Genomic DNA, 25750 nt, shown 5'->3' with positions numbered 1-25750 from the left:
AGATGGCCGACCTGATGATGGTCGCCGGCAAGGAGATCGAAGGCGCCATCCAGCGGCTGGCGCAGATGGCCCGCGCGGCCGGCATCCATCTCATCATGGCCACGCAGCGCCCTTCCGTCGACGTGATCACCGGCACCATCAAGGCCAATTTCCCGACTCGCATCTCCTTCCAGGTGACGTCGAAGATCGACAGCCGCACCATTCTGGGCGAGCAGGGCGCGGAACAGCTCCTGGGCCAGGGCGACATGCTGCACATGGCCGGCGGTGGGCGCATCGCCCGCGTGCACGGCCCCTTCGTTTCCGATGGCGAGGTCGAGCAGGTGGTGGCGCATCTGAAGGCGCAGGGACGGCCGGCCTATCTCGAGACGGTCACCGCCGACGAGGAAGACGAAGAGCCGGAGACCGAGGACAGCCCGGTGTTCGACAAGAGCGCGTTGGCGTCGGAGGACAGCGACGCCCTCTACGACGAGGCGGTGAAGGTCGTCGTGCGCGACAAGAAGTGCTCGACCTCCTATATCCAGCGACGGCTCGGCGTCGGCTACAACCGCGCCGCTTCGCTGGTCGAGCGCATGGAGAAGGAAGGCCTGGTCGGCGCGCCCAATCACGTCGGCAAGCGCGAGATCCTGCACGGCCGCCGCGACCTTTCCGCATCGGGCGAAGCCGGCTGAGCAGTCTCCGCCGGGGCTGCGATCAAGCCACGCGGGCCGCCATTTTAGCGGCCGCGTGGCTTCATGAGCATGTCACGTCGCGGTGCCTATCCTTCATCGAGCGCGGGGGCGCGAGACGAGGGATATCCAATGAAAACGCTGAAATCGGCATTGGCCGCGAGCACGATCGTCGCGGCTTCCATGGGAGCATTTTTCACGTCCAGTGCAGTCGCGGCACCCTACAAGCATGTGCTGCTCATAAGCGTCGACGGTCTGCATGCCCTGGACCTGGCGAACTACATGGCGGCAAATCCTGCCAGCGCGCTCGCAGCGCTTGCTCACACCGGGATATTCTACCCCAACGCCCTCACCAGCGCCCCGTCGGATTCCTTTCCCGGCATGGTGGCCCAGGTGACCGGAGGCACGCCGAAGTCGACGGGCGTCTTCTATGACGACAGCTACGATCGCACCTACTTTGCGCCCGCTTCGGACTGCAAGGGCGCGCCGGGCGCCGAGGTGGCTTTCGCTGAAAACATCGACGTGGATTCGACGCGCATCGACGGCGGCGGCAAGCCGGGCGATTTCCGCAGCCAGATCGACCCGGCCAAACTGCCGATGACATTGATCGGCGGCAAATGCACGGTCGTCTATCCGCATGATTTCGTGCGCGTGAACAATGTCTTCGAGATCGTCAAGGCGCATGGTGGCCGCACGGCCTGGTCCGACAAGCATCCCGCTTACGAATGGCTCAACGGGCCTTCGGGCACGGGCGTCGACGACCTCTACGCCCTCGAGCAGGACAGCCTGATCCCCGGCACCAAGGTGAAGACGACCGGCAGCTTCAAGGCCGAGCGCGATTTCGACGACGCCCGTCTCAAGGCCGTCATCAACGAGATCAAGGGCCTCGACAGCACGGGGTCGCATCCGGCCGCCGTGCCGACGCTGTTTGGGATGAACTTCCAGGCCGTCAGCGTCGGCCAGAAATTACCCAAGGCCGGACCCGGCGACGAGGCCGACCTTGTCGGCGGCTACAAGGACGCAGGCGGAACGCCCAACAGCGGCCTCGCCAAACAGCTGACCTATGTCGACGGCGCGCTCGGCGAACTGGTCAACGCGCTCAAGGACAACCACCTCGCCGATTCGACCCTCATCATCCTCGCCTCGAAGCACGGTCAATCGCCGATCGACCCGGCGACCTTCCAGGCGCTCGACGACGACCCGTACACGAAGACGCCCGGCTACGCTTTCCACATCGCCGACGATGCCGCGCTGATCTGGCTGAAGCCCGAGGAGAGGGCCAAGAACCTGGACGCCGCGCAGGACTATCTCGAGAAGTCGAGCAAGGCGGAAGGCATCGCGCAGATACAGCCGCCCAACGTGCTGGCGCTGGCCTACCAGGACCCGGCCACCGACAGCCGCACGCCCGACTTCATCGCAACCGTCAATCCGGGTGTCGTCTACACGTCCGGCTCGAAGATCGCCGAGCATGGCGGCGCCAACGCCAACGACCGCAACGTCGCCCTCCTGATCAGCAGCCCTTCCATCGAGCAGAGATCGGTGCCGGCGCTGGTGCAGACATCGCAGGTCGCGCCGACCATCCTGCACGCTCTCGGCTACGACGCGAACGAGCTCCAGGCGGTCAAGATCGAAGGCACCCAGGAACTGCCCGCCACGCCGTTCTGAAAACCTGGTTGCTTTAAGGCGGCGCCGCGTATCAGCGGCGCCGCATTGCACGCCAGTTGTTGATATCCTCGGCCGTAGCCTTGCCGCCGCGCGGCCCGTGGATCGTGACCGAGCGCGACGCGGCCGCCACCGAGAAATCGAGCGCGTCCGCGAAGGACCGCCCTTGCGACAGGCACCAGGTCAGCGTGCCGCCGAAAGTATCGCCCGCTCCGGTCACATCGACGACCTCGACCGGATAGCCAGGGGTGTGCACGATGTCCTCGCCATTGCTCGCCTCGGCGCCATCGGCCGCCATGGTGCGGACCACCCAGGCGATCTTCGCGGCGCGCATCCAGTCGCCGATGCGCGAGATGTCGTCATGGCCGAAGCTTGCGCGGAAGCCCACCTGATTGAAGATGACGACCTTGGCCCCGGTCAGATATGGCAGATCCTCTTGCGTGCAGCCGCCGACGTCCAGGTCGAAGATGGCGCGGCGGCCATGTGCGCGCAGGTCGGCCAGCAAGGCGGCCTGTCCGAGTACTTGGTCGCCGTTTTTGCTACGCAGGCGTCGGGCCCGATAGAGCGTCAGGTAGAGAAAGCCCGGTGAACGCAGCGCCGCCAGCGTCTCCGACCGCAGCCACATTGGCTGCTGGCCCATCTCCACGGTCAGCACGATGTGCTCGCCGCCGACAAGGAAGATCAGGTTGCGCGATTCCGCGATCGCCGGATCGGCGAGCATATGCGCCACGCCGACGCCATTGGCGCGCAAATCCGCTATGAGTCGCCTCGATAGCTCGCTTTCGTTGAGCAGCGAGATGAATTCGGTCTCGCCGCCGAGCGACGCATGCACGACGGCGGCGTTGGCGATCGAGCCGCCGATTTCCGCCGGCAACTCGTTCACCATGCCCTTGTCGGCCGGACCCGGCCAACGCTCGGCGGTGTAGTATTCGTCGAGCGCGACGTCGCCGATGAAGAAGGCACTCACGCGGCCGATCCTTGGCTCGCATCGGCGAGAACAAGCAGCGGTCCGCCATCGACCGCAACCCAGGGACTGGCGCCGAGCCCGCAGATCGCCATCCAGAAATAGGCTGTCGGCCGCGCCTGGCCCCGGCAGGCGTCGTGCCAGACGCCCCGGTCCATGACCACCGCCTGTCCCGGCGAGATTATGAAGGCCTCGATCTGGTCGCGGCGGGGCGCCGGCGCCGCGGAAGCCGGAGCCACAGCCAGCACGACCGGCGCATCCGCGCAGAAGATCGCTTCTTCCGTGCCGAGGTGCCGCTCCATCTCCGCGCAATGCCAGGGCGCGGCCCCGCCGCTGGTCATGCCGAGATGGCCGCTGCCGCCGATCAGCGGCTTCTGGGTGAAACCGTCCCGCCAGCCATTGCCGGACGTCCAGACGACCTTCTCGTCGTCGCCTGACGCGAAGTCATAGACCGTGCCGAAACGGGCGAACGCCTCGGCTGTCGCATGGCGGGCGACGATATGATCCGGCGCGGTCATGCCGCGATCCGCGCGGAGCGCACGGCCCGCATCAGGCGCGCCACGTGATCGGCCTCCACCGGGCCGGTGTCACGGTGATCGCGCTTGAGCCAGCTTCCGACGATGGCTCCGTCGGCCATGGCCAGCTGTTCGGCGGCGTTGGCTTCCGTCATGCCGGCGCCGATCACCAGCGGCACCGCTCCGCCCGTCGCGGCGCGGAACCGCGCCACCTTGTCGAGGTCGGTCGGCTCGGCCGTGGCGTTTGAGGTCACCACCAGCGCGTCGCAGCGCGCGGCGCCGATACCGACATCCTCGGCCTCGGGCCGGCCGGAAAGGACCGGCTTGTATTTGAAGCGCACGCCGCCGAGCAACAGCACGGGAATGGCGGCCCGGCGCGCCGCCAGTTCGGCGGCGAAGGGTTCATCGTCCGCCGGCGGCAGATGGCCGGCGACGGAATCGATCTGGATGAAATCCACTGGATAGCGGCCAGCCAATGCGAAAGCGGTCGCATCGTCGCGCAGCACGTTGACGCCGATCCTGCTGCCGAGGCTGAGGCCGCTGATACGCTCGAGCGCGCGCTCGACGTCCTCGGCATCGCCGAAATAGTTCTCGATCACCAGTCCGTCCACGCCTTCGCCGGCAAGGATGCGCGCCTCTTCCTCGACCTGCGCGAGCTTTGCCTGGCGCCCCTCGCCGGCGAGATGCAGCATCGCCAGGATCGGCTTGGGGTTGGTGAAGGTTTCGCCGAAGCGGCTCATGTCTGTTCTCCTGCGTCACGCCCAGACGGAAGCTGCGCGGTGCTGCGCCCCCAGCGGGTCGCGAATTTCATCTGGACCGCGGGCGAGTAGACGATCGACGTCCGCTCGACCAAACGGTCGTCGCCATCCAGCACGTCGCCGCTGGCGCAAAGGTAGCCGGGCACGTGCGCGCCGGCGAAGACGTCCCTCAGGCGTTCCGAGGGCGGCACGACCGTCAAAAGAAGCTCCGAGCGCATCGGATGGCGGCCATAGTCGCGGCGCAGCGTCTCGTAGAGCGACTGTTCCGCGAAATCATAGCGTTCGAGGCCGGGATAGAGCTCGAGGCTCAGCCACGACGTATCCATGTTCAGCCAAGTGACGGCCTCGCCATTGGCGAGGCCGCGCGCTCGGACGAGATGCAGCTCACCGTGCTCGACCTGGTGTTCCAGCACCCGCGTCACCGGACGCTGGCCCTGCCTGCGGGCCAGTTCCGTGAAGCTGCCGAAGTTCCAGATGCTATGGCTGATCGGCCTGTGAGAGACGATCGTTCCACGGCCCCGGACCTGCTGCACCAGCCCTTCGGACACCAGCAGCGACATCGCGTTGCGCACCGTGGTTCGCGCTATGCCGAACTGGTCGCGCAGCTGGTTTTCCGACGGGATGGCCTCGCCCTCGGCGAGGTCTCCGCTCAGGATCGCCGCCCGCAGCATCCGGTAAAGCTGCCGATAGAGCTGCTCGCCCGAATAGGCGTCGAGCTGCAGCCGCGACAGGCCGAAATCCGGGCGCCCCGTTTCGAGGCGCGGCTCGTCGACGGGCGGGTTGGTGCGATCAGGCCGGGGCATGGTCCCTCTGCTTATTTTGTGCCGTTCACCGTGAAGTCCTCGACGCCTGCCTCCTTCAGGCCGTAGCGGTCGAGAATCTGGACATAGGTACCATCTGCCTTCAAACCGTTAAGAGCCGCCAGCACCGCGTCGCGCAACTGGGTGTTCTGCTTGGCGAAGGCGATGCCGTAGTGGTTGATCTCGCCGACGGCGCCGATCTGGTAGAACTTGCCGGGTTCCTGCTTCATCAGGTCGAGCAGTCCTTCGAGACCGATGATCGAGGCCTGCGCGCGACCCTGCTTGATCTGCATGATGTGCTCGGCCTGGGTCGGGATCTGGATGACGTTCATCTGCTTGTCCGCGGCGCAGCTGGACTTGCTCAGGTCCTCGGCCCAGGTGACCCAGCTGGTGCCGGTCGCGACCGCGATCGTCTTGCCGCACAGATCGGCTTCGGTCTTGATGGAATCCTTCAGCTCGGCGGCGGAATAGAAGACATTGCCGGTCTTGAAGTAGTCGATGAAATCCAGCTGTGTCTGGCGTTCGACCTTGTCCGAGAAGGCCGTCATGATCAGGTCGGAACGGCCCGTGACCACCTGCGGGATGAGCTGCGGAAAGTCGACGTTCTGGAAGTCGGCCTTCAGGCCGAGCCGGTCGGCGATCGCCTTCGCCAGATCGATATCGAAGCCCTTGAGGTCGGTCGAGCCGGCGTCGTTGAACTCCATTGGCGGGTAGGCCAGGCTGATGGTGACATTGAGCTTGCCGCCGGCGCGCACGGCGTCCGGCAGCTTCGCGGCAGCTGCGTCATCGGTCGCGGCGTGGGCGGTACCGCCGATTGCCAGGCCGACAAGTGCCGCCGCGGCAAGGCGCTGCGAGATAGAAAGCGTTAGTTTCATTTTTGGTCTTCTCCCATTTTGAATGATGCGCGGCCTGATCTTCAGGACAGCACGCGGCTAAGAAATGTTCTGACCCGCGGATCGCCGGGGTTGCTGAGAACCTGCTCGGGTTTCCCGGTCTCGCGGATTTCGCCGTCGATCATCACCAGCACGCGGTCGGCGACCTCGCGGGCGAAGCCGATTTCATGGGTGACGACGACCATGGTGGTGCCGCCCTTGGCGAGGCCGCGCATGACCTCCAGCACCTCGCCCACCAGCTCGGGGTCGAGCGCGCTGGTCGGCTCGTCGAACAGCATTACGCGCGGCTCCATCGCCAGCGCACGGGCGATGGCGACGCGCTGCTTCTGGCCGCCGGAAAGCTGCGCGGGATAGCTGGACGCGCGCCCGGCCATGCCGACCTGGTCGAGCAGCTCCATGGCGCGTTTCTCCGCCTCGGCGCGGCGCAGGCCGCGCACGACCATCGGGCCCTCGATGACATTGCCCAGCACCGTGCGGTGGGCGAAGAGATTGAAGTGCTGGAAAACCATTCCGAGCTGGCTTTGCTGGGCGCGCAGGCGTCGAACCGGCAGTTCCTGCAGGACGCCGGAGCGCAGCTCGTAACCCATGATTGCGCCGTCCACCCAGACATAGCCCGCATTGGGGATCTCAAGATGGTTTATGCAGCGCAGGAACGTGCTCTTGCCGCTGCCCGATGGACCGAGGATGCACAGCACCTCGCCATAGGCGACCTCGAGATCGAGGCCCTTCAGCACCTCATGGCCGCCGAAACTTTTGCGGACGCCGACCGCCTTGACCGCGAGACTCATGCTTCCCCCGAAGCCATGGCGCGCCACGTGCTTATCTTGAACCATTGCTTGCGGTTTCCCGCCGTGGCGGCGCCGCGCCCGAAATGCTGCTCGAGGTAGAATTGACCGATCGACAGCATGGTGGTTCCGGCCAGGTACCAGATGGCGCAGACGAAAAGCAGTTCGATGACCGCGCCGTTGATGAAGTAGATCCGCTGCGCCGCGTTCAGCATCTCGCCCATGGCGATGGTTGCGGCGAGCGATGAGAATTTGAGCATGCCGACGGCGCTGTTGCCGAGCACCGGAAGGATGAGCCGCAAGGTCTGCGGCAGGACGATCCTGCGCATCGTCTGACCGGGCGTCATGCCCAACGTATGCGCTGCCTCGACCTGGCCGCGATCCACGGACGCGATGCCCCCGCGCACCACTTCGGTGAGATAGGAGCCTTCGTTGACGCCGAGCCCCAGGACGGCGGCGACGAAAGGCGTCACCACATCGACCATCCGCTCGTCGACCAGGCCCGGAATATAAAGCCGCGGGAAGACCAGCCCGATGTTGAACCAGATCAGAAGCTGCAGCAGCACCGGCGTGCCGCGAAAGATCCAGACATAGAGCCAGGAGGCAAACCGCAAGGTCGGGTTGGCGGCGGTGCGCATGATGCCGAACGCGAAGCCAAGGGCGACGCCCAGCGCCAGCGCGCAGGCCGAGATCAGCAGTGTCCAGCCGAACCCGACGACGATGACGCGGGCGGTGAGGAACTGCCCGACAACATCCCACCTTATTTGTCCCATGGCGAAAGCGCGGACGATCAGCGCCAGCAGCGCGAGCCCGACGATGGCGCTGATCCAGCGCCCTGGGTGTGTCAATCCACGGCGCGGAGCGTCGGGACCGGGAAGGTCCGAGATTTGCAGCGACTGGATCGGCGAGGTTGGTTTTGCAGCGTTCATGGTCTAGTTGTACGGTTAGGCCTACAACTTACTAAGCGAGGCATATGAGCCTGTCAAGCGGGGCCTGCGAGGTTCGACGTGCGGGGTTACGCATGCGGCCGGTACGCCGCTGATCGGCGAATGGAGCAGGCCCGACCGCAACATTGCGGTGGCCCTTCCTTCTGCCTGTACTTGAACCTGTGGGATAAGGCTCGGACTTACGCGCCGGTCCGGTGCGCCTCGATCGTGGCGAGGAAAATCTCGCCGAATTCCTTCAGCTTGGCCGCGCCGACGCCGTTCACTTCCGCGAATGCATCGAGGTCGAGCGGCTTGCGCTCCGCCATATCGATCAGCGTCCGGTCGGAGAAGACGACATAGGCCGGCACCTGCCGCTCCTTGGCCAGGCGCAGCCGCAGCGCCTTGAGCGCGGCCAGGAGTCCCGTGTCGACATTGTCCGCGCTGGCGGCTCCGTCGGTGGAGCGCGTCCTGCCGCGCGCGCCACGGCTGCGTGTCTCGACCCGATATTCGAACGGCAGCTGACCGCGACCAAGCGCAAGGCCCTGTTCTGAGATGGCAAGTCCGCCATGGCCGTTCGGATCCGGGACCAGGAACCCGCCGGCGACGAGCTGGCGGATGAGCGACAGCCAAACGTCCCGCTTGTGCGAGGCGCCCGAGCCGAAACTGCCGAGCCTTTCGTGACCCCTCGCCAGCACCTTCTCGGTCTCATGGCCAAGCAGGATGTCGATGACATGCGCGGCGCCGAAACGCTCTCCCGTTTGCGCGACCGCCGTCAGGATGATCCGCGCCTCCTCCCTGCCGTCGGCGCGCGGCGCCTGGTTCCGGCAGTTGTCGCAATTGCCGCAGGCTGATGCCGTCTCGCCGAAATAGCCGAGCAGCACCTGGCGACGGCACTGCGCCGTCTCGCAATAGCCGATCAGCATGTCCAGCCGGCCATGCGAGCGGCGCTTGTGCTCGGGCGAGGCATCCTCGTCGTCGATGAACAGGCGGCGCGTGCGGATGTCGCCGAGACCGTAGAGCATATGCGCTTCCGCCGAGCGGCCATCGCGGCCGGCGCGGCCGATCTCCTGGTAATAGGCCTCCAGGCTGCTCGGCAGATCGGTGTGGAACACATAGGCGACATCCGGCTTGTCGATGCCCATGCCGAAGGCGATGGTCGCCACCATCACCACGCCCGAAAGGGTCATGAAGGCGTTCTGGTTCGCCTCGCGCGCCTCCTTGCTCATGCCTGCATGGTAGGGCAGCGCGGTGATGCCGTTCTTTTCGAGGAAGGCGGCCATCTCCTCTGTCTTGCGGCGCGACAGGCAATAGACGATGCCGCTGCGGCCGGCATGGCGCTCGACGAAGCGCAGCAGCTGGCGCTTGCTGTCCTGCTTCGGCTCGATGGCGAGGCTTATGTTCGGCCGGTCGAAGCCCAGCACCTGGGTTTCGACGCGATCGGCGAACAACCGCGACACGATGTCGGTGCGCGTGGTTTCGTCCGCGGTCGCCGTCACCGCGATGATCGGCACGTTCGGGAAAATGTCGCGCAGCTGCGACAGGTCTTCATATTCGCGCCGGAACGCCGGCCCCCATTGCGAAATGCAATGCGCTTCGTCGATGGCGATCAGGCGTATGTCGAGCCTGGATAGCGCGTCCAGCATCCGCTCGGTCATGAGTCGCTCCGGCGCAAGATAGAGCAGACGGGTTTGGCCCGACGCGACGCGGCGCCACGCCGCGACATTGGCGTCGCGGTCGAGCGAGGAATTGATCGTGTCGGCGGCGACGCCCGCAAGCCGAAGTGCTGCAACCTGATCCTGCATCAGCGCCACCAGCGGCGAGACGACGATGGTGAGCCCGCCGAGCACGAGCGCCGGAACCTGGTAGCAGAGCGACTTGCCGGCGCCTGTCGGCATGACCGCGAGCACATGGCGCCCGGAAAGCAGCGTGTCCATGACGGCGGCCTGGCCAGGGCGAAAATCGTCGAAGCCGAACACGTCCTTCAGCACGCGCCGCTTTGGATCGCGCCCCTCTGACGGGACGCCGGCCGTCGATGTCCGCATTGAAAGTGATTCCCGGCTTCGGCTCAGGCCAGAAGTCTTACGGGGAAGATCGACGGAAGGCTACCGGTCCTGGCCCTTGCTCCACCGCGAGGCAAACGCGAACCGGGGCCGTCCGGCGATTCACATCCCACCTCGATTCCACAACGCTGCGATCCGGCTCAGCAAACCCCTCGGACTGACTTGCCCCCGGCGGAGCTCGGCCAAGGCTATGCCGCTTTCACCCGCATAGGCATAAAGCAGCCAGGTCCGGCCATCCTCCTCGAAAATGGCCGGATCACGCAGTGCGTTCTCCTTGCCTGTAGCAGCGCCCGCCCGGCTGCGGCGGATCGGCAGGCCTGCTCCTTCATATTCGGTTTCCGGCCTCAGCAATTCGGTCCGGCCGCGCACGGCCCAGCCCCGCCAATCTTTTGAAAGATCGATGCTGCCATAGAACATGCGTTCGGGCGCGTCGCCCTTGCGCGTATAGTAGACGATCAGCGAATTGCTGCTTTTCTGCACCGCCACGTGCCTCGGCCGGATCCGGCGCGTGCCTGGCATCACCACTGGCCCTTCCTCGAAGTCGGCAAGACCGTCGCTTGATCGGCAAAGCCTGATGTTGGCCGTGCCGAAGAGCCCATACCACCAGCCGTCATGCCGGAAGATCCGCGCATAGAACGGACCGAGCGGCTGCGGCTTGGGGCTGAAATGCAGACCATCGGCGGACGTCGCCGCGAAGGTTGTCTGTTCCGCGCCATTCTGCTCCGGGCCGTGGAAATACATGACGATACGCCGGTTGTCCTCGTCGACATGCACATCGGGCGACGCGATATGGCCCTTGAGGAACGGACACTCGGCAAGCGAAAGCACGCCGCCGGGATAGATCCGCCAAGGCCCCTGCACGGCATCGGAATAGGCAAGCCGGATATAGGCGCCGTTGTGATGCGCGAAATAGAGATGGTAGGCCCCGAGCCGGCCCGTCGCCCAGGCAGGCATCCTTACCAACGATGGGCCGTTGATGTTGGCGCCTTCATCGCCTGGCAGCATGTCGGGCGTGATAATTGGCCCGCGCCGCTCGGCGAGAAGACCGATCGTCGGCATCAGCTGTTGGCCCAGACAGGCATATCGTAGCCGAACTCGTTGCAGAACCCTCTCAGGCGGGCGAGGAACACTGGCGGCAGACCTTGGAGATAGGCGAGATATTCCTCGTTCTGCTCCCATTTCCTAATCGAGGTCGCGCGGATCGGATTCTTGGGATCCTCGCTGAACCGGATGATGGGCTTCAGGCCGAATTGGCGCGCGATACGCTGCTGCACAAGGTTCGGCTCGCCGATCATATCCTCATAGCGGACGTAGAGAATGTCCCGGCCCGCCTGCACCTTTCTCAGTTTCAAGAGGGCATTGTGTTCCAGTAGCCAGCGGTCGGGCATGACATGGAACCGCCGTTCCATCCTCGTCTGTGGGTGAGAGCTGGTGAGGACGTCGAAGGGATGACGGACACAATAGATGAGGCCGATTGCCGCCGACAGTTTCGCCAGATCTTCGTGACTCCTGGCGTCGCGTTTGACGACAAGGTTGGTCTCCTGGCGATCCAGCAGGTAAAGCATCGTGTGCCGGGCTTCGGGCGGATGCACGAAAATATCCTCGAAACACCACATCAGGCTCTGCATCAGCGTCGTGCCGCTGCGGGCGCAACCGGCGATGAACACCTTGTTGGCACGTGAGGCCTTCGTGTTCGGCCTGGCTCGCCAGCGGAGTTGCAAAGGTGTGATGAGACGCTTGAACTCCCTGGTGGAGCGGCTGGCGAGCGCGCCCACGGTCTTTAACTTCCCCATTTGTCGACCCCGTTCCCCCGAACCTGCTGGCGCTACCCGGTTTTGGGGCGACAGCGTGCCGGTCGACTGAAGCGGCTCCAAATTACCCGCCAAGCGCCGGCTCATAAAATCATTTACTGATTGGCCGATGTGGACCTGCAATTCAAGACCGCAGATGACAAACTCCCGGTTTCATTAAGTCTATCTTCACCATGTTGCCGCACAGTTGTCGTCCTGCGGCAATGTTTGAGTACCGCGGCGGCGCCACAGGCGCCCAGACAACAAGCCCGCGCCTCACGGCGCGGGTTTTTTGCTTGTCGCATAGAGAAGAAAGCTGCCGAACACGCCGACAGCGGGCCGCCGGCCCGGGTGAGACGCAGTCGAGCCGACGACGTCAGAGACGGTAGGCCTTCTTGGCTAGCGCATAGGCAAGGTCCCGCGCCAGCTCGTGCGCTTCATCCTCGCGCAGCCGATGCTCGGCCACCAGCCTCGCCAGGAACGCGCAGTCGACGCGGCGGGCGACGTCGTGGCGCGCCGGAATCGACGGAAAGGCGCGTGTGTCGTCGTTGAAGCCGACGGTGTTGTAGAATCCGGCGGTCTCGGTGGTCATCTCGCGGAAGCGGCGCATGCCTTCCGGGCTGTCATGGAACCACCACGCAGGGCCGAGCTTCAGCGCCGGATAGACGCCGGCAAGCGGCGCCAGCTCGCGCGCATAGCTCGTCTCATCGAGCGTGAACAAGATGACGCTGAGGTCGCGCTCCAGCCCGACGCAATCGAGCAGCGGCTTCAGCGCCGTCACGTAATCGGTCCGGGTCGGGATATCGAAACCCTTGTCCCGCCCGAATTTCTGGAAGATAGCCGGCGAATGATTGCGCGACGAACCGGGATGGATCTGCATCACCAGCCCGTCGTCGCGGCTCATCTTGGCCATTTCGGTCAGCATCTGCGCCCGGAACAGCCGCCGCTCGCGCTGGTCGTCAGAACCGCGGCGGACGCGATTGAAAAGCTCCTCGGCCGCGGCGTCGGAAAGATTGGCGGTCTCCGCCGTCGGATGGCCGTGATCTGACGATGTCGCGCCGAACCCCTTGAAATAGGCGCGCCGCTGGCGGTGCGCGTCGAGATAGCCGGCCCAGGTGCCAGTGTCGCAGCCGGTGATCTCGCCCAGCCGGTCGAGATTGGCGAGGAAACCTTCGAAGTCGGGATCGATCACGGCATCCGGCCGATAGGCTGTGACGACGCGCCCCTTCCACCCGCTTTCGCGGATCATCTGGTGCCATTTGAGGTCGTCGAGCGCGCCCTCGGTCGTCGCGATGACCTCGATGTTGAACCGCTCGAACAGTGCGCGCGGGCGGTAGACGTCGCCCGCGAGTTGGGCCGCGATCGTATCGTAATGGCGGTCGGCGCTCTCGGCGCCGAGCGGCTCGTCGATGCCGAACAGATGTTTCAGCACATGGTCGAACCAGAGACGGGTCGGCGTTCCGCGGAACAGGTAGTAATGCTCGGCAAAGCGCAGCCAGATCGCCCGGCCGTCGGTCTCGACCGGTGCGCCATCGAGCGTCGGCACGCCGAGGTCTTCGAGGCGGATGCCCTGGCTGAACAGCATGCGGAAAATATAGTGATCGGGCACGATGAGCAACTGCGCCGGGTCGGGGAACGGCTCGTCGAGCGCATACCAGCGCGGGTCGGTGTGGCCGTGCGGGCTGACGATCGGCAGGTCCTTCACGCCGGCGTAAAGGGCGCGTGCAAGCGAGCGCGAAGCCGCTTCGGGCGGAAAGAGCAGATCTGGATCGGTGAGCGCGATCATGGACATAGCGGCTCCTCCGGGACAGGTATGGGTACGGTCGAGGAGGGGTGATGTCAACGCGGCCGGCGTTTCGTTGTTCCTTGCGGCGGTGCCTCGGGGGTGCTACGCCCGCATCTGACCCGCCGCGCAGGACCATCGACATGCCGCTCCGCCGGAAGCTCCCAGCCGCATCGATGCCATGACCGGCGCTCGTCTCTCCGGCAGCACGCTGCCCTCGTTGCCCAGACATGTTTCGGTTCCGGGCTACGACCGCCGCAAAGTCACACCGGGCATCGTCCATCTCGGCGTCGGCGCCTTTCATCGCGCGCACCAGGCGGCCTATGTCGACGCCTGCCTGGCGAGTGGAGGAATGGATTGGGGCATCGTCGGCGTCTCGCTGCGCAGCCCCGACACGCGCGACGGGCTGACCCCGCAGGACGGCCTCTACACGCTGGCAATCCGCGATAGCGCCGGCGAAAAATTGGAGGTCGTCGGCTCGATCCTGTCACTGCTGGTCGCGCCCGAAGATCCAGGCGCGGTACTAGATGCGCTCGCCGACCCGCGCATACGCATCGTCACGCTGACGATCACCGAGAAGGCCTATCTCAGGGCCGCCGACGGCAGTCTCGACCAGAGCCATCCCGACATCGCGCATGATCTGGCGAACCCCGGATCGCCAAGAACAGCGCATGGTTTTCTCGCCGAGGCGCTGGCACGCCTGCGTACGGCCGACACGCCACCCTTCACCATTCTCTGTTGCGACAACCTCCCGGCCAACGGCGCGACCTTGCACCGGCTGCTGATCGAGTTCGCGGCGTTGCGCGATGCGAAACTTGCGGGCGACGCAGCGCTTGCGGATCACATCGCAGAAGATGTCGCCTTCCCGTCGAGCATGGTCGACCGCATCGTGCCGGCGACGACCGATGCCGACAGGACGCGCGTCGCATCCGCGCTCGGCATGGCGGACGCCTGGCCGGTTATGACCGAACCGTTCCGCCAATGGGTGATCGAGGACAATTTCCCAGCAGGCCGGCCTGCCTGGGAAGAATTCGGCGTCACCATGGTCGAGGACGTTCGGCCCTTCGAGGACATGAAGCTGAGGCTGCTCAACGGCGCGCATTCCGGCATTGCCTATCTTGGCCTGCTTAGTGGCCACGCTACGGTCGACCAGGCTTTCGGCGATCCGGCAATAAGGCAGTTCGTGGACAGGCTCTGGGCCGAGGCCATTCCGACCCTGCCGCAAGGTGCCGGGCTCGACCCGATCCCCTACACGGCCGAGCTCGCCCAGCGCTTTTCCAACACGGCACTCGCCCATCGCACCGCGCAGATCGCCAATGACGGCAGCCAGAAGCTGCCGCAGCGCATCGTTGCGTCCGCGCTGGCGAGGCTTGAGGTCGAGTTGCTGCCCGAATACCTGTCGCTGGTCATTGCCGCCTGGATCGCCGCATGCGAAGCGCGTGGCAAGACCTTGCCGGAAGGCCATTTTACCGACCCGCTGGACGCTGCCCTCGCCGAGGTTTTCGGTCGGTCACTGCCGACAGCGGAAATGGCAGCCGCCGTCTTCGATCTCGCTGGTTTCGCCAAGGGCCATCTCAAGCGGGAGACATTGATCGAATTCGTCGCCACCCACCTGGTGCACCTCCGGCAGGGCGGCCCGGCGCTTGCCTTCGCTGGACTTGGGATCGGTAGCTGACGCCAGTCCCGATCGATTTTCCTAATCGGCCAGTCAAAAACAAAAAAGCGGGGCAAGCCCCGCTTTTCATTCTATAGCCGGCCGGTTTTCAGGCCGGGATAAGCGCGCCTTCCAGCGTGGTAAGCTGGCTAAGGAACTGCTCCGCCTTGCTGCGGCCCTCGTCGTCCTTGGCGTCGGCCGCGTCTTCCTTGGCCTCCTGGATGCGGCGGGCAAGGTCAGCGCGGTCGATGTCGTTCACATGCGTCGCCGATTCGGCGAGCAGCGTGCAGCCGGAAGGCAGGATGTCGGCGAAACCGCCGAACACGACGAAGCGCTCTTCCGAGCCGCCCGCCGTCTTCACCGTGACGACGCCCGGCTTGATCGTGGTCATGACCGGAGCGTGCTGCGCCATCACGGTCATCTCGCCTTCGGCGCCCGGAATGACGACCGACTCGACCTGCTCGGAAAGCAGCAGCCGCTCCGGCGAGACCAATTCGAACTTGAAAGCTTCAGCCATGGTGTCTCACAAACGCTTGCATCGAAACGGCGCGGGCTGAACCGCCCGCGCCATCGAATGGTGGATTAAGCAGCTTCAGCCGCCAGGCGCTGTGCCTTCTCGACCGCTTCCTCGATGCCGCCGACCATGTAGAAGGCGGCTTCCGGCAGGTGGTCGTAATCGCCGGCGCAAAGGCCCTTGAAGCCCTTGATGGTGTCGGCGAGATCGACCAGCTTGCCCGGCGAGCCCGTGAACACTTCGGCGACGAAGAACGGCTGCGACAGGAAGCGCTCGATCTTGCGGGCGCGGGCAACGGTCTGCTTGTCCTCTTCCGAGAGCTCGTCCATGCCCAAGATGGCGATGATGTCCTGGAGCGACTTGTAACGCTGCAGGATCGACTGAACCTGGCGGGCGACCTGGTAGTGCTCCTCGCCGACGACCATCGGGTCGAGCATGCGCGAGGTCGAGTCGAGCGGATCGACGGCCGGGTAGATGCCCTTTTCCGAGATCGCGCGGTTCAGAACGGTCGTGGCGTCGAGGTGGGCGAACGAGGTCGCCGGCGCCGGGTCGGTCAAGTCGTCGGCCGGAACGTAGATGGCCTGCACCGAGGTGATCGAGCCCTTGGTCGTCGTCGTGATGCGCTCCTGCAGCGCGCCCATGTCGGTAGCCAGCGTCGGCTGGTAGCCCACGGCCGAAGGAATACGGCCGAGCAGCGCCGACACTTCCGAACCCGCCTGCGTGAAGCGGAAGATGTTGTCGACGAAGAACAGCACGTCCTGGCCCTGGTCGCGGAAGTACTCGGCGACCGTCAGGCCCGTTAGGCCGACGCGGGCGCGGGCGCCCGGCGGCTCGTTCATCTGGCCGTACACGAGCGCTGCCTTCGAACCCTGGCCGCCGCCCTTCTTGTTGACGCCCGATTCGATGAACTCGTGGTAGAGGTCGTTGCCTTCGCGGGTGCGCTCGCCGACGCCGGCGAACACCGAGAAGCCGCCGTGAGCCTTGGCGACGTTGTTGATCAGTTCCTGGATCAGCACGGTCTTGCCGACGCCGGCGCCGCCGAACAGGCCGATCTTGCCGCCGCGGGCATAAGGCGCGAGCAGGTCGAGAACCTTGATGCCGGTGACCAGGATCTGCGCTTCCGTCGACTGGTCGATATAGGCCGGAGCCGGCTGGTGGATGGCGCGCAGCTCGACGCCGTCAACCGGACCGGCCTCGTCGACCGGCTCGCCGATGACGTTGATGATGCGGCCGAGCATGCCCGGGCCGACCGGGACCGAGATCGGCGCGCCGGTGTCAAAGACATCCTGGCCGCGAACCAGGCCTTCGGTCGAGTCCATGGCGATGCAGCGAACGGTGTTCTCGCCGAGGTGCTGGGCGACCTCGAGAACCAGGCGGTTGCCGACGTTCTCGGTTTCCAGCGCGTTCAGAATGGCCGGCAGATGGTCTTCGAACTGCACGTCGACGACGGCGCCGATGACCTGGCGGACCTTGCCGGCGGCGCCGACGCGCTTGGCCGCGAAGGCCGGCGCCTTGGCAGTCGCTTCCGCCTTGGCCGGAGCTGCTGCCTTGGCCGGAGCGGCCGCCTTCTTGGCCGGAGCTGCCTTCGCGGCTGCTGCCGGAGCCTCTGCCGCCTTGGCGGCTGGTGCCGCCTTGGCGGTCTTCGGGGTAGCTGCTTTCGCCATCGTCTTTGCCCTTTTCGTCTATCTGTTGCTCACGCTGTCCGCCGGGAGGCTATCCCGCGCGGCGCGCGACTAGAGCGCCTCAGCGCCCGAAATGATCTCGATCAGTTCCTTGGTGATCTGCGCCTGCCGCTGGCGGTTGTAGGTGATCGACAGCCTGTTGATCATGTCGCCGGCATTGCGCGTCGCATTGTCCATCGCGCTCATCTTGGCGCCCATCTCGCCGGCTGCGTTTTCCAGCAGCGCGCGGAAGATCTGCACGGCGATGTTGCGCGGGATGAGGTCGGAGAGGATCTCGCCCGGCTCCGGCTCGTATTCGTAGACGGCGCCGCCGTTGCCGGCCTCGCCTGCCGGCGCGGCCTGCGCCGCGGGAATGAGCTGCTGCGCCGTCGGAATCTGGCTGATCACCGACTTGAACTGCGAATAGAACAGCGTGCAGACATCGAAACCGCCCTCGTTGAAGAGGTGGATCACCTTGCGGGCGATGGCGTCGGCATTCACGAAGCCGAGCGTCTTGACCTCGCGCAGGTCGACGCGCTCGAGGATCAGCGATGCATAGTCGCGACGCAGGATATCGAAGCCCTTCTTGCCGACGCAGATGATCTTCACCTGCTTGCCGTCGGCGAGAAGCCTGCGGATGTGATCGCGGGCAAAGCGCGCGATCTGCGAATTGAAGCCGCCGCAGAGGCCGCGCTCGGCGGTGCAGACGACGAGCAGGTGCACGTCGTCCCTCCCGGTGCCGGTCATCAGCGCCGGAGCATCGCCGCCGCCGCCGACTGCCTGGGTGATGTTGGCCAGCACCGCGCCCATGCGCTCGGAATAGGGACGCGCCGCTTCCGCCGCTTCCTGCGCGCGACGCAGCTTCGCCGCGGCGACCATCTGCATCGCCTTGGTGATCTTCTGCGTCGCCTTGACCGAGGCGATACGGTTACGAAGGTCTTTTAATGAAGGCATGCTTCAAACCTGATCCCGTGCGTCCGGCTTTGTCTCAAGCGAAGGTCTTGGCGAAGGCGTCGATCTCGGCCTTGAGCTTGGCGCGCAGGTCGTCCGACAGCGCCTTTTCCTTGCGGATGGCGTCGAGCACGTCCTTGCCGGCCGAGCGCATATGGGCGAGCAGCCCATGCTCGAACTTGCCGACCTGGTTCAGCGCCAGCTTGTCGAGGTAGCCGTTGACGCCGGCGAAGATCACCGCGACCTGCTCTTCGGTCTTGAGCGGCGAGAACTGCGGCTGCTTGAGCAACTCGGTCAGGCGCGAACCGCGGTTAAGCAGACGCTGCGTGGCGGCGTCGAGGTCGGAACCGAACTGCGCGAAGGCCGCCATTTCGCGGTACTGCGCGAGCTCGCCCTTGATCGAGCCGGCGACCTGCTTCATCGCCTTGACCTGGGCCGACGAGCCGACGCGCGACACCGACAGGCCGACGTTGACCGCCGGGCGGATACCCTGGAAGAACAGGTTGGTTTCCAGGAAGATCTGGCCGTCGGTGATCGAGATCACGTTGGTCGGGATGTAGGCCGACACGTCGTTGGCCTGCGTCTCGATGATCGGCAGCGCGGTCAGAGAGCCGTTGCCGTTGTCGTCGTTGAGCTTGGCGGCGCGCTCGAGCAGGCGCGAATGCAGGTAGAAGACGTCGCCGGGATAGGCTTCGCGGCCCGGCGGGCGGCGCAGCAGGAGCGACATCTGGCGATAGGCGACGGCCTGCTTCGACAGGTCGTCATAGCTGATCAGCGCATGCATGCCGTTGTCGCGGAAATATTCGCCCATCGTGCAGCCGGCGAACGGGGCCAGGAACTGCATCGGCGCCGGATCGGACGCGGTGGCGGCGATGATGATGGAGTAGTCGAGCGCGCCGCGCTCTTCCAGCACCTTGACGAACTGCGCGACGGTCGAGCGCTTCTGGCCGACGGCGACGTAGACGCAGTAGAGCTTCTCCTTCTCGGGGCCGTTGTCGTGCACCGACTTCTGGTTCAGCATCGTGTCGAGGATGATGGCGGTCTTGCCGGTCTGGCGGTCGCCGATGACCAGCTCGCGCTGGCCGCGGCCGACCGGGATCAGCGCGTCGATAGCCTTGAGACCGGTCGACATCGGCTCATGCACCGACTTGCGCGGAATGATGCCGGGCGCCTTGACGTCGACGCGGCGGCGCTCGGTCGCCTTGATCGGGCCCTTGCCGTCGATCGGGTTGCCGAGCGCGTCGACGACGCGGCCGAGCAGGCCCGGACCGACAGGAACGTCGACGATGGCGCCGGTGCGCTTGACGGTGTCGCCTTCCTTGATGTCGCGGTCGGCGCCGAAGATGACGACGCCGACATTGTCGGCTTCGAGGTTCAGCGCCATGCCGCGGATGCCGCCGGGGAATTCGACCATTTCACCGGCCTGGACATTGTCGAGGCCGTAGACGCGGGCGATGCCGTCGCCGACGGACAGAACCTGACCGACTTCGGAGACTTCTGCCTCCTTGCCGAAATTCTTGATCTGGTCTTTCAGAATTGCGGAAATTTCCGCGGCGCGGATGTCCATCAGCCGACCTCTTTCAGTGCAAGCTTGAGCGAATTGAGTTTGGTTTTGAGCGACGTATCGATCTGGCGCGAGCCCATCTTGACGATCAGCCCGCCGAGCAGCGACGGGTCGACGGTCATGGCGATGGCCACATCCTTGCCGGCGATGCCCTTGAGCGTCGCCTTGAGTTCGGTCTGCTGCGCCGCCGTCAGCGCGTGCGCCGAGGTGACTTCGGCGGAGGCTTCACCGCGATGGTCGGCAGCGATCTGGCGGAATGCCCTGATCATGCCCGGCACCGCGAACAGGCGACGGTTGCGCGCCACGACGCGCAGGAAGTTGCCGACCAGGCCGGTGATGCCAGCCTTGTCGGCGATCGCCGCGATGGCCTTCGCCTGATCCTCGCTGGAGAACACCGGGCTATTGATGAGCCGGGAGAGATCGGCGCTGTCGTTGAGCAGCACCTCGAAACCGTTGAGATCGGCCTCGACCTTGGCGACCGAATTATCCTGCAAAGCGAGCTCGAACAGCGAGCTTGCGTAGCGTTCTGCGACAGTTGAGATTGGCGATGACGATTGGGCCACGGACCGTCTTTTCTCTTGTCTGACAGGCCGCAGATTGTTGGCGCGAGCAAAAACTCTGGCTAAATCTTTGACCTTACTGCAATTTTTCCAAGCGCAGAGATGCGGCTTCCGCTATCCCCGGCCGAAAGTCGATTGCCGTCTAGCACAGGCCTTTTAAGACCGCAATGCGTCGTCCGGCATGGTTTTCAGGCACTTTTGTCGCATCCAGCGACGGAGTCCCACCCCGAGCGCCGGATTAGTCGCGGATTCACGGCAGAAAGCCGAAAGCAAAGGCCAACGGCAACGCCGCCAGCACCAATTCAATCACGATGGAGACCCAGTTGAAAGGGGTGTTGGCGCCGTCCGACATCATCGACAGCAGGCGACCGAAAGCGGTGAACAGCCATGAGAAGCCGAGCGCCATGTAGAGCAGCGGCTGCGCGAGCAGAATGCAGCACAGGCTGACGCCCAGATAGAAACCCGACATGCGGCCGCGACCCTCGGCTATCGCCGCAGCCTTCTCGGGCTTGGCCTGCAGGCGCAGGATGCGGAAGGCAAGGCTGGGCGCCAGGAACAGGAGCAGCCCAATGGCCAGCGTGACGACGGCGCTCGACCAAGCAAGCCATTCGCCCTGGCTCGCCGGCCATGGAAAAGCGAATTCCATAGGATCCCCCTCGTAATTCTTATCTTGAAATCACAGACATTCTAGCCGGGGAAAATCACTGCGCCAGATGCGGCGGGCACATTAGAGTGCTCTGCATCAGGAGAGCGCGAACTGCACTGCCGCTTGGGCATGGATTCGCGTGGTGTCGAACACCGGAATGTCGAAATCGGATTGACCGATCAGCATGGTGATCTCGGTGCAGCCCATGATGACGCTGTCGATCTTGTCATCACGCCGCATGCGGCCGACCTCGGCGATATAGGTCGCCTTCGAACCGTCCTTGATGACGCCCTGGCAAAGCTCGTCGTAGATCACCTTATGCACCATGTCGCGCCCGGCCTGGTCGGGGACGACGGGCTGCAACCCATATTTGTCCGCGAGCCGGCCCTTGTAGAAATCCTGCTCCATGGTGAAGCGCGTCGCAAGCAGCGCCGGGCGCATGAGGCCGGCCTTGACGACTGCCTGCGCCGTGGCATCGGCAATGTGGATGAGCGGTATCGACACGGCCGCCTGCACCTGGTCGGCCAGCTTGTGCATTGTGTTCGTGCAGATCACCAGCCCCTGCGCGCCGGCCGCCTCCAGTCCTCGTCCGGCTTCGACCAGGAGGTCGCCGGCGCCCTGCCAGTCGCCCGCATGCTGCCGCTCGGCGATCTCGGCGAAATCAAACGACCACAAGAGCAGCTTCGCCGAATGCAGCCCGCCGAGCCGCTCGCGCACGATCTCGTTGAGCAGGCGGTAGTAGATGGCCGTCGATTCCCAGCTCATGCCGCCGATGAGGCCAAGGGTTTTCACAAGCGAACGCTCCAACAAGATCGAAAGACATCTTTCACAGAAAGCTCTGCGGGTCGATGTCGACCTGCACACGCACCGAGCCGCGCAGCTTCGGCCCCTCCGCCAGCATGGCGCGGATAAAGCCTTGCATGTCCGCGCGCCGCTCGCCCTGGATCAGCAGGCGGAAGCGGTGGCGGCCGCCGAGCAGCGACAGCGGCGCCTCCGCCGGCCCAAGCACGAAAAGATCGGAAGCCTGCGGGGCCGAGCGCCGCAAGCCTCTGGCATGGCCTTCCGCTTCAGCGCGCGTCGCCGCGCTCACGATGATGCCGGCCAGCCGGCCAAAAGGCGGCAGCGCCGCCCGTTCGCGCTCGGCGATCTCGCGCTCGTAGAAAGCTTCCGAATCGCCCGACACGATCGCCCGCATCACCGGATGGTCCGGCTGATAGGTCTGCAGCAGCCCTAGGCTCTTCTTGCCGGTGCGGCCCGCGCGTCCCGTCACCTGGCTGAGCAGCTGGAAGGTGCGCTCGGCGGCGCGCGGATCGCCGTTCGCGAGGCCAAGATCGGCGTCGACCACGCCGACCAGCGTCATGCCTGGAAAATTGTGCCCCTTGGCGACCAGCTGCGTGCCGATGACGATGTCGGCCTCGCCATTGGCTACGGCCTCCAGTTCGAGCCGCAGCCGGCGCACCCCGCCCAGGAGATCGGACGACAGGACAATGGTGCGCGCCTCCGGGAAATGCGCGACCACTTCCTCGGCAATGCGCTCTACGCCTGGTCCGCAGGCCACAAGGTGATCCAGCGTGCCGCATTCCGGGCAGGCTTCCGGCCGCCGCTCATTGTGACCGCAATGGTGGCAGACGAGCTGGCCGCGAAAGCGGTGCTCCACCAGCCAGGCCGAGCAGACCGGGCAGCCGAAGCGATGGCCGCAGACGCGGCAGAGCGTCAGCGGCGCGTAGCCGCGCCGGTTGAGGAAAAGCAGCGACTGCTCCTTCCTCTCAAGCGTGCGCCGCATCTGGTCGATAAGGACCGGAGACAGGAAACCGCCGCGCGCCGGCGGCGAGCGGCGCATGTCGATCGACTTCAGGTCGGGCAGCGCCGCCTCGGCAAAGCGCGCCGACAGCACCGCCCTGCCATAACGGCCCTGGCTGGCGTTGACCCGGCTTTCCACCGACGGCGTCGCCGAGGCGAGCACCACCGGGAAGCCGCCGATATGACCGCGCACGACTGCCATGTCGCGGGCGTTGTAGAAGACGCGGTCTTCCTGTTTGTAGGCGGGGTCGTGCTCCTCGTCGACGACGATCAGGCCGAGGTCCTTGAACGGCAGGAAAAGCGCGGAGCGCGCGCCGGCGACGACGCGCACGCCGCCTTCCGCCACCTGCCGCCAGACACGTTCGCGCATCCGGGGCGGCAGGTCCGAATGCCACTCCGCCGGCTTGGCGCCGAAGCGATCCTGGAAGCGTTCGAGGAAGGCGTGGGTGAGCGCGATTTCCGGCAGCAGGATCAGCACCTGCTTGCCCTTGTCGAGCGCCGCCGCCACCGCCTCGAAATAGACCTCCGTCTTGCCCGATCCGGTGACGCCGTCGAGCAGGGTGACGTTGAAGGCATCGGCGTCGACCGCGGCCCGGAGCTTATCCGCCGCCGCCTTCTGGTCCGGCATCAGGTCCGGTATGGCGTGATCCGGATCGGGTGTCGCGACCACGGGGCGTGGCGGGATCATCACCGTCTCGAACACGCCCTGCGCCCTCAACCCGTCAATGACGGTCGATGAAACGCCCGCAGCATGCGCGAGACCCGAGCGGGTCCAGGCCAGCCCGCCTTCGGCCGTCTCCAGCACGCGCCGCCGCGCGTCGGTCAACCGGTCAGGCTCGGCAAGCGTGCGTTGCAGCCCTTCGGTCCACGGCTCCGGGTCGAAGGCCTCCGGCGCGCGAAGCAACATGCGCGCCACCATGCCGGGGGCCGACAGCGTGTATTGCGCGATCCAGTCGACGAAACGGCGCATCGCGCGATCGATCGGCGGGCAGTCGAAGACCTGCTCGATCGGCCGCAGCTTTTTCGCATCGACCGCCTCGACCGTCCCGTCCCAGACGATTCCCGCGACTTGCCGTGGCCCGAGCGGCACGCGCACGATCGAGCCCGGCACCACGCGCATGCCGGCAGGCACGGCATAGGTGTAGGGCCGCTCGGCCGGCATCGGCACAAGCACGGGCGCGGCCGCGACAAAGGGCGAATCTTCCATCATGAGGCGTGACCTTGCATCGACTTTGCTCTAGATCAAAGAGCGACCCTCGAACGTGCCTGGCTGCCGCCAGGCAATCCCCAAGGAGACAGCCATGAAGTTTTTTGTCGATACCGCTGACATCAAGGAAATCAAGGAACTGCACGATCTGGGGCTGGTCGACGGCGTCACCACCAATCCCTCGCTGATCCTGAAATCGGGCGGCAAGATCGCCGAAGTCACCAAGCAGATCTGCGACATCGTCGAAGGCCCGGTCTCGGCCGAGGTCGTGGCGACCGAATACAAGAACATGATGGCCGAGGCCGAGATCCTGGCCAAGATCGCGCCCAACGTGACGATCAAGGTGCCGCTGACGCTGGACGGCCTGAAGGCCTGCAAGACGATCCGCACCGAAATGAAGCGCATGGTCAACGTGACGCTCTGCTTCTCGGCCAACCAGGCGCTCCTCGCCGCCAAGGCTGGCGCCTCCTTCATCTCGCCCTTCGTCGGCCGCATCGACGACACCGGCTCCGACGGCATGGAGCTGATCTCCGAGATCCGCACCATCTACGACAATTACGATTACAAGACCGAGATCCTGACCGCTTCGGTGCGCACCGTGAACCACGTCAAGCAGGCCGCGCTCATCGGCGCCGATGTCATCACCGCTCCGCCCGCGACGCTGAAGGCGCTGGTCAACCATCCGCTGACCGACAAGGGCCTTGCCGCCTTCCTCGCCGACTGGGCCAAGACCGGCCAGAAGATCGGCTGAGGGCAAGATACGGCACTCAACAAAAAAGGCCGGGAAACCGGCCTTTTCCTTTTTATGCCGGGCGGTCGGTGCTTAAACCTTCTTGCCGTGCTTGATCAGATCCTGGGCGACCGCCAGCCGCAAAAGGTCGGCCAGCTCGCGAGCCGCCCGGTTCTCGGCATCGATCTGCGCGCGATAGGCCGCAAATTCCTGGCGCGGCTTGTCGAAGGATGACGGGATCGACCGTTTGCCGGTCGCGATCACCGTGCCGGTCGCGGCATCCCTCAGCGTGTAATTGGCGGTGAGCGTCACGGTGCCCGCCGTCGGCTCGTCCTCATCGGTCTGCACCTGGACGATGGCCGCCGACTCGACCAGCTCGGTGACGCCGAGATCGAGCGAGTAGACGGGCGAGGCCGGCTCACCCGAGCCCTGGCCGAAGCCGAAGATCAGGTTGTTGCGCACCTGCTGCGCGTAGCGGGTGCTGACCGGCTTTATCGAGATCGAAGCCAGTTCAGCGGATGCGCTCACCGTCGATCCGGGCGTCAGCGGCTGGTTGGAATAGAGCGGCCGCACTGTGCAGGCCGAGACCAGCGCCAGCGCACCGACCATGCCGCAAACCGCCAAGCGGCCGCGCAGGCGCGCCGCTTCTGACTTCACCGGATCAGGCAACGACATTGACGATCCTCTGCGGGACGATGATCACCTTGCGCGGGGCTTTACCTTCCAGTGCTTTCTGCACGAAGTCGAGGGCCAGCACCGCTTTTTCGACGGCACCTTGATCCGCGTCGCGGGCAATTGTCAAATCCCCGCGCTTCTTGCCGTTGACCTGCACCGGCAGCACGATCTCGTTGTCGACGACCAG

General features: G+C 65.3%; 25 protein-coding genes. 4 read left to right on the top strand and 21 right to left on the bottom strand.

The window, feature by feature from the left end; genetic code table 11:
* Window positions 1-668: DNA translocase FtsK (locus Q0L57_RS17095; protein ID WP_296744334.1), on the top strand; the 668-nt coding region annotated here is incomplete at its 5' end.
* Between the two features lie 129 nt (window positions 669-797).
* Complete coding sequence (locus Q0L57_RS17090) at window positions 798-2330, top strand: alkaline phosphatase family protein (RefSeq protein ID WP_296744333.1); 1533 nt, start codon at window positions 798-800, stop codon at window positions 2328-2330.
* A gap of 31 nt (window positions 2331-2361) precedes the next feature.
* Here the strand turns inward: Q0L57_RS17090 and Q0L57_RS17085 are convergent, their stop codons facing one another.
* From Q0L57_RS17085 to uxaC, 11 genes are all read right to left on the bottom strand, one after another.
* Complete coding sequence (locus tag Q0L57_RS17085) at window positions 2362-3294, bottom strand: carbohydrate kinase family protein (RefSeq protein WP_296744332.1); 933 nt, start codon at window positions 3292-3294, stop codon at window positions 2362-2364.
* Window positions 3291-3809 (bottom strand): ureidoglycolate lyase, encoded by a 519-nt coding sequence (locus tag Q0L57_RS17080; protein WP_296744331.1) that lies wholly within the window; start codon window positions 3807-3809, stop codon window positions 3291-3293. Before Q0L57_RS17080 ends, Q0L57_RS17085 begins: the two co-directional genes overlap by 4 nt.
* Complete coding sequence (locus Q0L57_RS17075) at window positions 3806-4546, bottom strand: BtpA/SgcQ family protein (protein ID WP_296744330.1); 741 nt, start codon at window positions 4544-4546, stop codon at window positions 3806-3808. The genes Q0L57_RS17080 and Q0L57_RS17075 overlap by 4 nt, the downstream gene beginning before the upstream one ends.
* Entirely contained in the window at window positions 4543-5367 is an 825-nt protein-coding gene (locus Q0L57_RS17070) for a GntR family transcriptional regulator (RefSeq protein WP_296744329.1), read from the bottom strand. The genes Q0L57_RS17075 and Q0L57_RS17070 overlap by 4 nt, the downstream gene beginning before the upstream one ends.
* Window positions 5368-5378: 11 nt before the next feature.
* Complete coding sequence (locus Q0L57_RS17065; protein ID WP_296744328.1) at window positions 5379-6239, bottom strand: ABC transporter substrate-binding protein; 861 nt, start codon at window positions 6237-6239, stop codon at window positions 5379-5381.
* Between the two features lie 41 nt (window positions 6240-6280).
* Window positions 6281-7045, bottom strand: a complete 765-nt coding sequence (locus Q0L57_RS17060; protein WP_296744327.1) for an amino acid ABC transporter ATP-binding protein — start codon at window positions 7043-7045, stop codon at window positions 6281-6283.
* A complete protein-coding gene (locus Q0L57_RS17055) occupies window positions 7042-7971 on the bottom strand; it encodes an amino acid ABC transporter permease (protein ID WP_296744326.1) in 930 nt (309 codons plus the stop codon). Before Q0L57_RS17055 ends, Q0L57_RS17060 begins: the two co-directional genes overlap by 4 nt.
* 197 nt (window positions 7972-8168) lie before the next feature.
* Window positions 8169-10010, bottom strand: coding sequence for a DNA helicase RecQ (gene recQ / locus Q0L57_RS17050; protein ID WP_296744325.1), 1842 nt, complete (start codon window positions 10008-10010; stop codon window positions 8169-8171).
* 120 nt (window positions 10011-10130) lie between these two features.
* Window positions 10131-11087: a hypothetical protein gene (locus Q0L57_RS17045; protein WP_296744324.1), complete on the bottom strand. Its 957-nt coding sequence runs from the start codon at window positions 11085-11087 to the stop codon at window positions 10131-10133.
* The gene (locus tag Q0L57_RS17040) at window positions 11087-11803 is read right to left on the bottom strand and encodes a sulfotransferase domain-containing protein (RefSeq protein ID WP_296744323.1); all 717 of its coding nucleotides are present in this window, start codon (window positions 11801-11803) and stop codon (window positions 11087-11089) included. Before Q0L57_RS17040 ends, Q0L57_RS17045 begins: the two co-directional genes overlap by 1 nt.
* Window positions 11804-12194: 391 nt before the next feature.
* Window positions 12195-13604, bottom strand: a complete 1410-nt coding sequence (uxaC, locus tag Q0L57_RS17035; protein WP_296744335.1) for a glucuronate isomerase — start codon at window positions 13602-13604, stop codon at window positions 12195-12197.
* Window positions 13605-13782: 178 nt separating this feature from the next.
* On the opposite strand from uxaC, the gene Q0L57_RS17030 reads away from it, so the two are divergent.
* Window positions 13783-15276 (top strand): mannitol dehydrogenase family protein, encoded by a 1494-nt coding sequence (locus Q0L57_RS17030; RefSeq protein WP_296744322.1) that lies wholly within the window; start codon window positions 13783-13785, stop codon window positions 15274-15276.
* Window positions 15277-15364: 88 nt separating this feature from the next.
* Here Q0L57_RS17030 and Q0L57_RS17025 read toward each other — a convergent pair whose 3' ends face one another.
* The 8 genes from Q0L57_RS17025 to Q0L57_RS16990 form a co-directional block, all read right to left on the bottom strand.
* Window positions 15365-15772: a F0F1 ATP synthase subunit epsilon gene (locus Q0L57_RS17025; protein ID WP_296744321.1), complete on the bottom strand. Its 408-nt coding sequence runs from the start codon at window positions 15770-15772 to the stop codon at window positions 15365-15367.
* Window positions 15773-15837: 65 nt separating this feature from the next.
* The gene (gene atpD, locus Q0L57_RS17020; protein ID WP_296744320.1) at window positions 15838-17433 is read right to left on the bottom strand and encodes a F0F1 ATP synthase subunit beta; all 1596 of its coding nucleotides are present in this window, start codon (window positions 17431-17433) and stop codon (window positions 15838-15840) included.
* A 69-nt stretch (window positions 17434-17502) separates the two neighbouring features.
* Complete coding sequence (locus Q0L57_RS17015) at window positions 17503-18384, bottom strand: F0F1 ATP synthase subunit gamma (RefSeq protein ID WP_296744319.1); 882 nt, start codon at window positions 18382-18384, stop codon at window positions 17503-17505.
* 34 nt (window positions 18385-18418) lie between these two features.
* Complete coding sequence (gene atpA, locus Q0L57_RS17010; RefSeq protein ID WP_296744318.1) at window positions 18419-19948, bottom strand: F0F1 ATP synthase subunit alpha; 1530 nt, start codon at window positions 19946-19948, stop codon at window positions 18419-18421.
* Complete coding sequence (locus tag Q0L57_RS17005; protein ID WP_296744317.1) at window positions 19948-20508, bottom strand: F0F1 ATP synthase subunit delta; 561 nt, start codon at window positions 20506-20508, stop codon at window positions 19948-19950. The genes atpA and Q0L57_RS17005 overlap by 1 nt, the downstream gene beginning before the upstream one ends.
* 247 nt (window positions 20509-20755) lie before the next feature.
* Window positions 20756-21151, bottom strand: a complete 396-nt coding sequence (locus Q0L57_RS17000; RefSeq protein WP_296744316.1) for a DUF4345 family protein — start codon at window positions 21149-21151, stop codon at window positions 20756-20758.
* 96 nt (window positions 21152-21247) lie between these two features.
* A complete protein-coding gene (locus Q0L57_RS16995) occupies window positions 21248-21943 on the bottom strand; it encodes an aspartate/glutamate racemase family protein (RefSeq protein ID WP_296744315.1) in 696 nt (231 codons plus the stop codon).
* Between the two features lie 34 nt (window positions 21944-21977).
* On the bottom strand, window positions 21978-24161 hold the full coding sequence (locus Q0L57_RS16990) for a primosomal protein N' (protein WP_296744314.1): 2184 nt from the start codon (window positions 24159-24161) through the stop codon (window positions 21978-21980).
* 91 nt (window positions 24162-24252) lie between these two features.
* Here Q0L57_RS16990 and fsa point away from each other — a divergent pair, with 91 nt between their 5' ends.
* Entirely contained in the window at window positions 24253-24909 is a 657-nt protein-coding gene (gene fsa / locus Q0L57_RS16985; RefSeq protein ID WP_296744313.1) for a fructose-6-phosphate aldolase, read from the top strand.
* A 72-nt stretch (window positions 24910-24981) separates the two neighbouring features.
* Here fsa and lptE read toward each other — a convergent pair whose 3' ends face one another.
* Window positions 24982-25563 carry an LPS assembly lipoprotein LptE gene (gene lptE / locus Q0L57_RS16980; RefSeq protein WP_296744312.1) on the bottom strand — a complete coding sequence of 194 codons (582 nt, stop codon included), beginning with the start codon at window positions 25561-25563 and terminating at the stop codon, window positions 24982-24984.
* Window positions 25550-25750, bottom strand: a 201-nt coding sequence (locus Q0L57_RS16975; RefSeq protein WP_296744311.1) for a hypothetical protein, incomplete at its 5' end; no start/stop codon positions are given. The genes Q0L57_RS16975 and lptE, both read right to left, overlap by 14 nt.

The sequence above is a fragment of the Mesorhizobium sp. genome, assembly GCF_024509055.1.
GTDB lineage: Bacteria > Pseudomonadota > Alphaproteobacteria > Rhizobiales > Rhizobiaceae > Mesorhizobium.
The sequence above is the reverse complement of the archived record's forward strand: the minus strand, read 5'-3'. Positions and strand labels throughout refer to the sequence as shown.

What these genes read in the sequence shown, in the direction of transcription:
- Q0L57_RS17075 (WP_296744330.1), bottom strand. Translation starts at nt 4,546, where the DNA reads ATGAGCCGCTTCGGCGAAACCTTCACCAACCCCAAGCCGATCCTGGCG.
- Q0L57_RS17080 (WP_296744331.1), bottom strand. Translation starts at nt 3,809, where the DNA reads ATGACCGCGCCGGATCATATCGTCGCCCGCCATGCGACAGCCGAGGCG.
- atpA (WP_296744318.1), bottom strand. Translation starts at nt 19,948, where the DNA reads ATGGACATCCGCGCCGCGGAAATTTCCGCAATTCTGAAAGACCAGATC.
- Q0L57_RS17090 (WP_296744333.1), top strand. Translation starts at nt 798, where the DNA reads ATGAAAACGCTGAAATCGGCATTGGCCGCGAGCACGATCGTCGCGGCT.
- Q0L57_RS17025 (WP_296744321.1), bottom strand. Translation starts at nt 15,772, where the DNA reads ATGGCTGAAGCTTTCAAGTTCGAATTGGTCTCGCCGGAGCGGCTGCTG.
- Q0L57_RS17070 (WP_296744329.1), bottom strand. Translation starts at nt 5,367, where the DNA reads ATGCCCCGGCCTGATCGCACCAACCCGCCCGTCGACGAGCCGCGCCTC.
- Q0L57_RS17000 (WP_296744316.1), bottom strand. Translation starts at nt 21,151, where the DNA reads ATGGAATTCGCTTTTCCATGGCCGGCGAGCCAGGGCGAATGGCTTGCT.
- Q0L57_RS17055 (WP_296744326.1), bottom strand. Translation starts at nt 7,971, where the DNA reads ATGAACGCTGCAAAACCAACCTCGCCGATCCAGTCGCTGCAAATCTCG.
- lptE (WP_296744312.1), bottom strand. Translation starts at nt 25,563, where the DNA reads ATGTCGTTGCCTGATCCGGTGAAGTCAGAAGCGGCGCGCCTGCGCGGC.
- uxaC (WP_296744335.1), bottom strand. Translation starts at nt 13,604, where the DNA reads ATGATCGCGCTCACCGATCCAGATCTGCTCTTTCCGCCCGAAGCGGCT.
- atpD (WP_296744320.1), bottom strand. Translation starts at nt 17,433, where the DNA reads ATGGCGAAAGCAGCTACCCCGAAGACCGCCAAGGCGGCACCAGCCGCC.
- Q0L57_RS17065 (WP_296744328.1), bottom strand. Translation starts at nt 6,239, where the DNA reads ATGAAACTAACGCTTTCTATCTCGCAGCGCCTTGCCGCGGCGGCACTT.
- recQ (WP_296744325.1), bottom strand. Translation starts at nt 10,010, where the DNA reads ATGCGGACATCGACGGCCGGCGTCCCGTCAGAGGGGCGCGATCCAAAG.
- Q0L57_RS17030 (WP_296744322.1), top strand. Translation starts at nt 13,783, where the DNA reads ATGACCGGCGCTCGTCTCTCCGGCAGCACGCTGCCCTCGTTGCCCAGA.
- fsa (WP_296744313.1), top strand. Translation starts at nt 24,253, where the DNA reads ATGAAGTTTTTTGTCGATACCGCTGACATCAAGGAAATCAAGGAACTG.
- Q0L57_RS17060 (WP_296744327.1), bottom strand. Translation starts at nt 7,045, where the DNA reads ATGAGTCTCGCGGTCAAGGCGGTCGGCGTCCGCAAAAGTTTCGGCGGC.
- Q0L57_RS16990 (WP_296744314.1), bottom strand. Translation starts at nt 24,161, where the DNA reads ATGATGGAAGATTCGCCCTTTGTCGCGGCCGCGCCCGTGCTTGTGCCG.
- Q0L57_RS17015 (WP_296744319.1), bottom strand. Translation starts at nt 18,384, where the DNA reads ATGCCTTCATTAAAAGACCTTCGTAACCGTATCGCCTCGGTCAAGGCG.
- Q0L57_RS17045 (WP_296744324.1), bottom strand. Translation starts at nt 11,087, where the DNA reads ATGCCGACGATCGGTCTTCTCGCCGAGCGGCGCGGGCCAATTATCACG.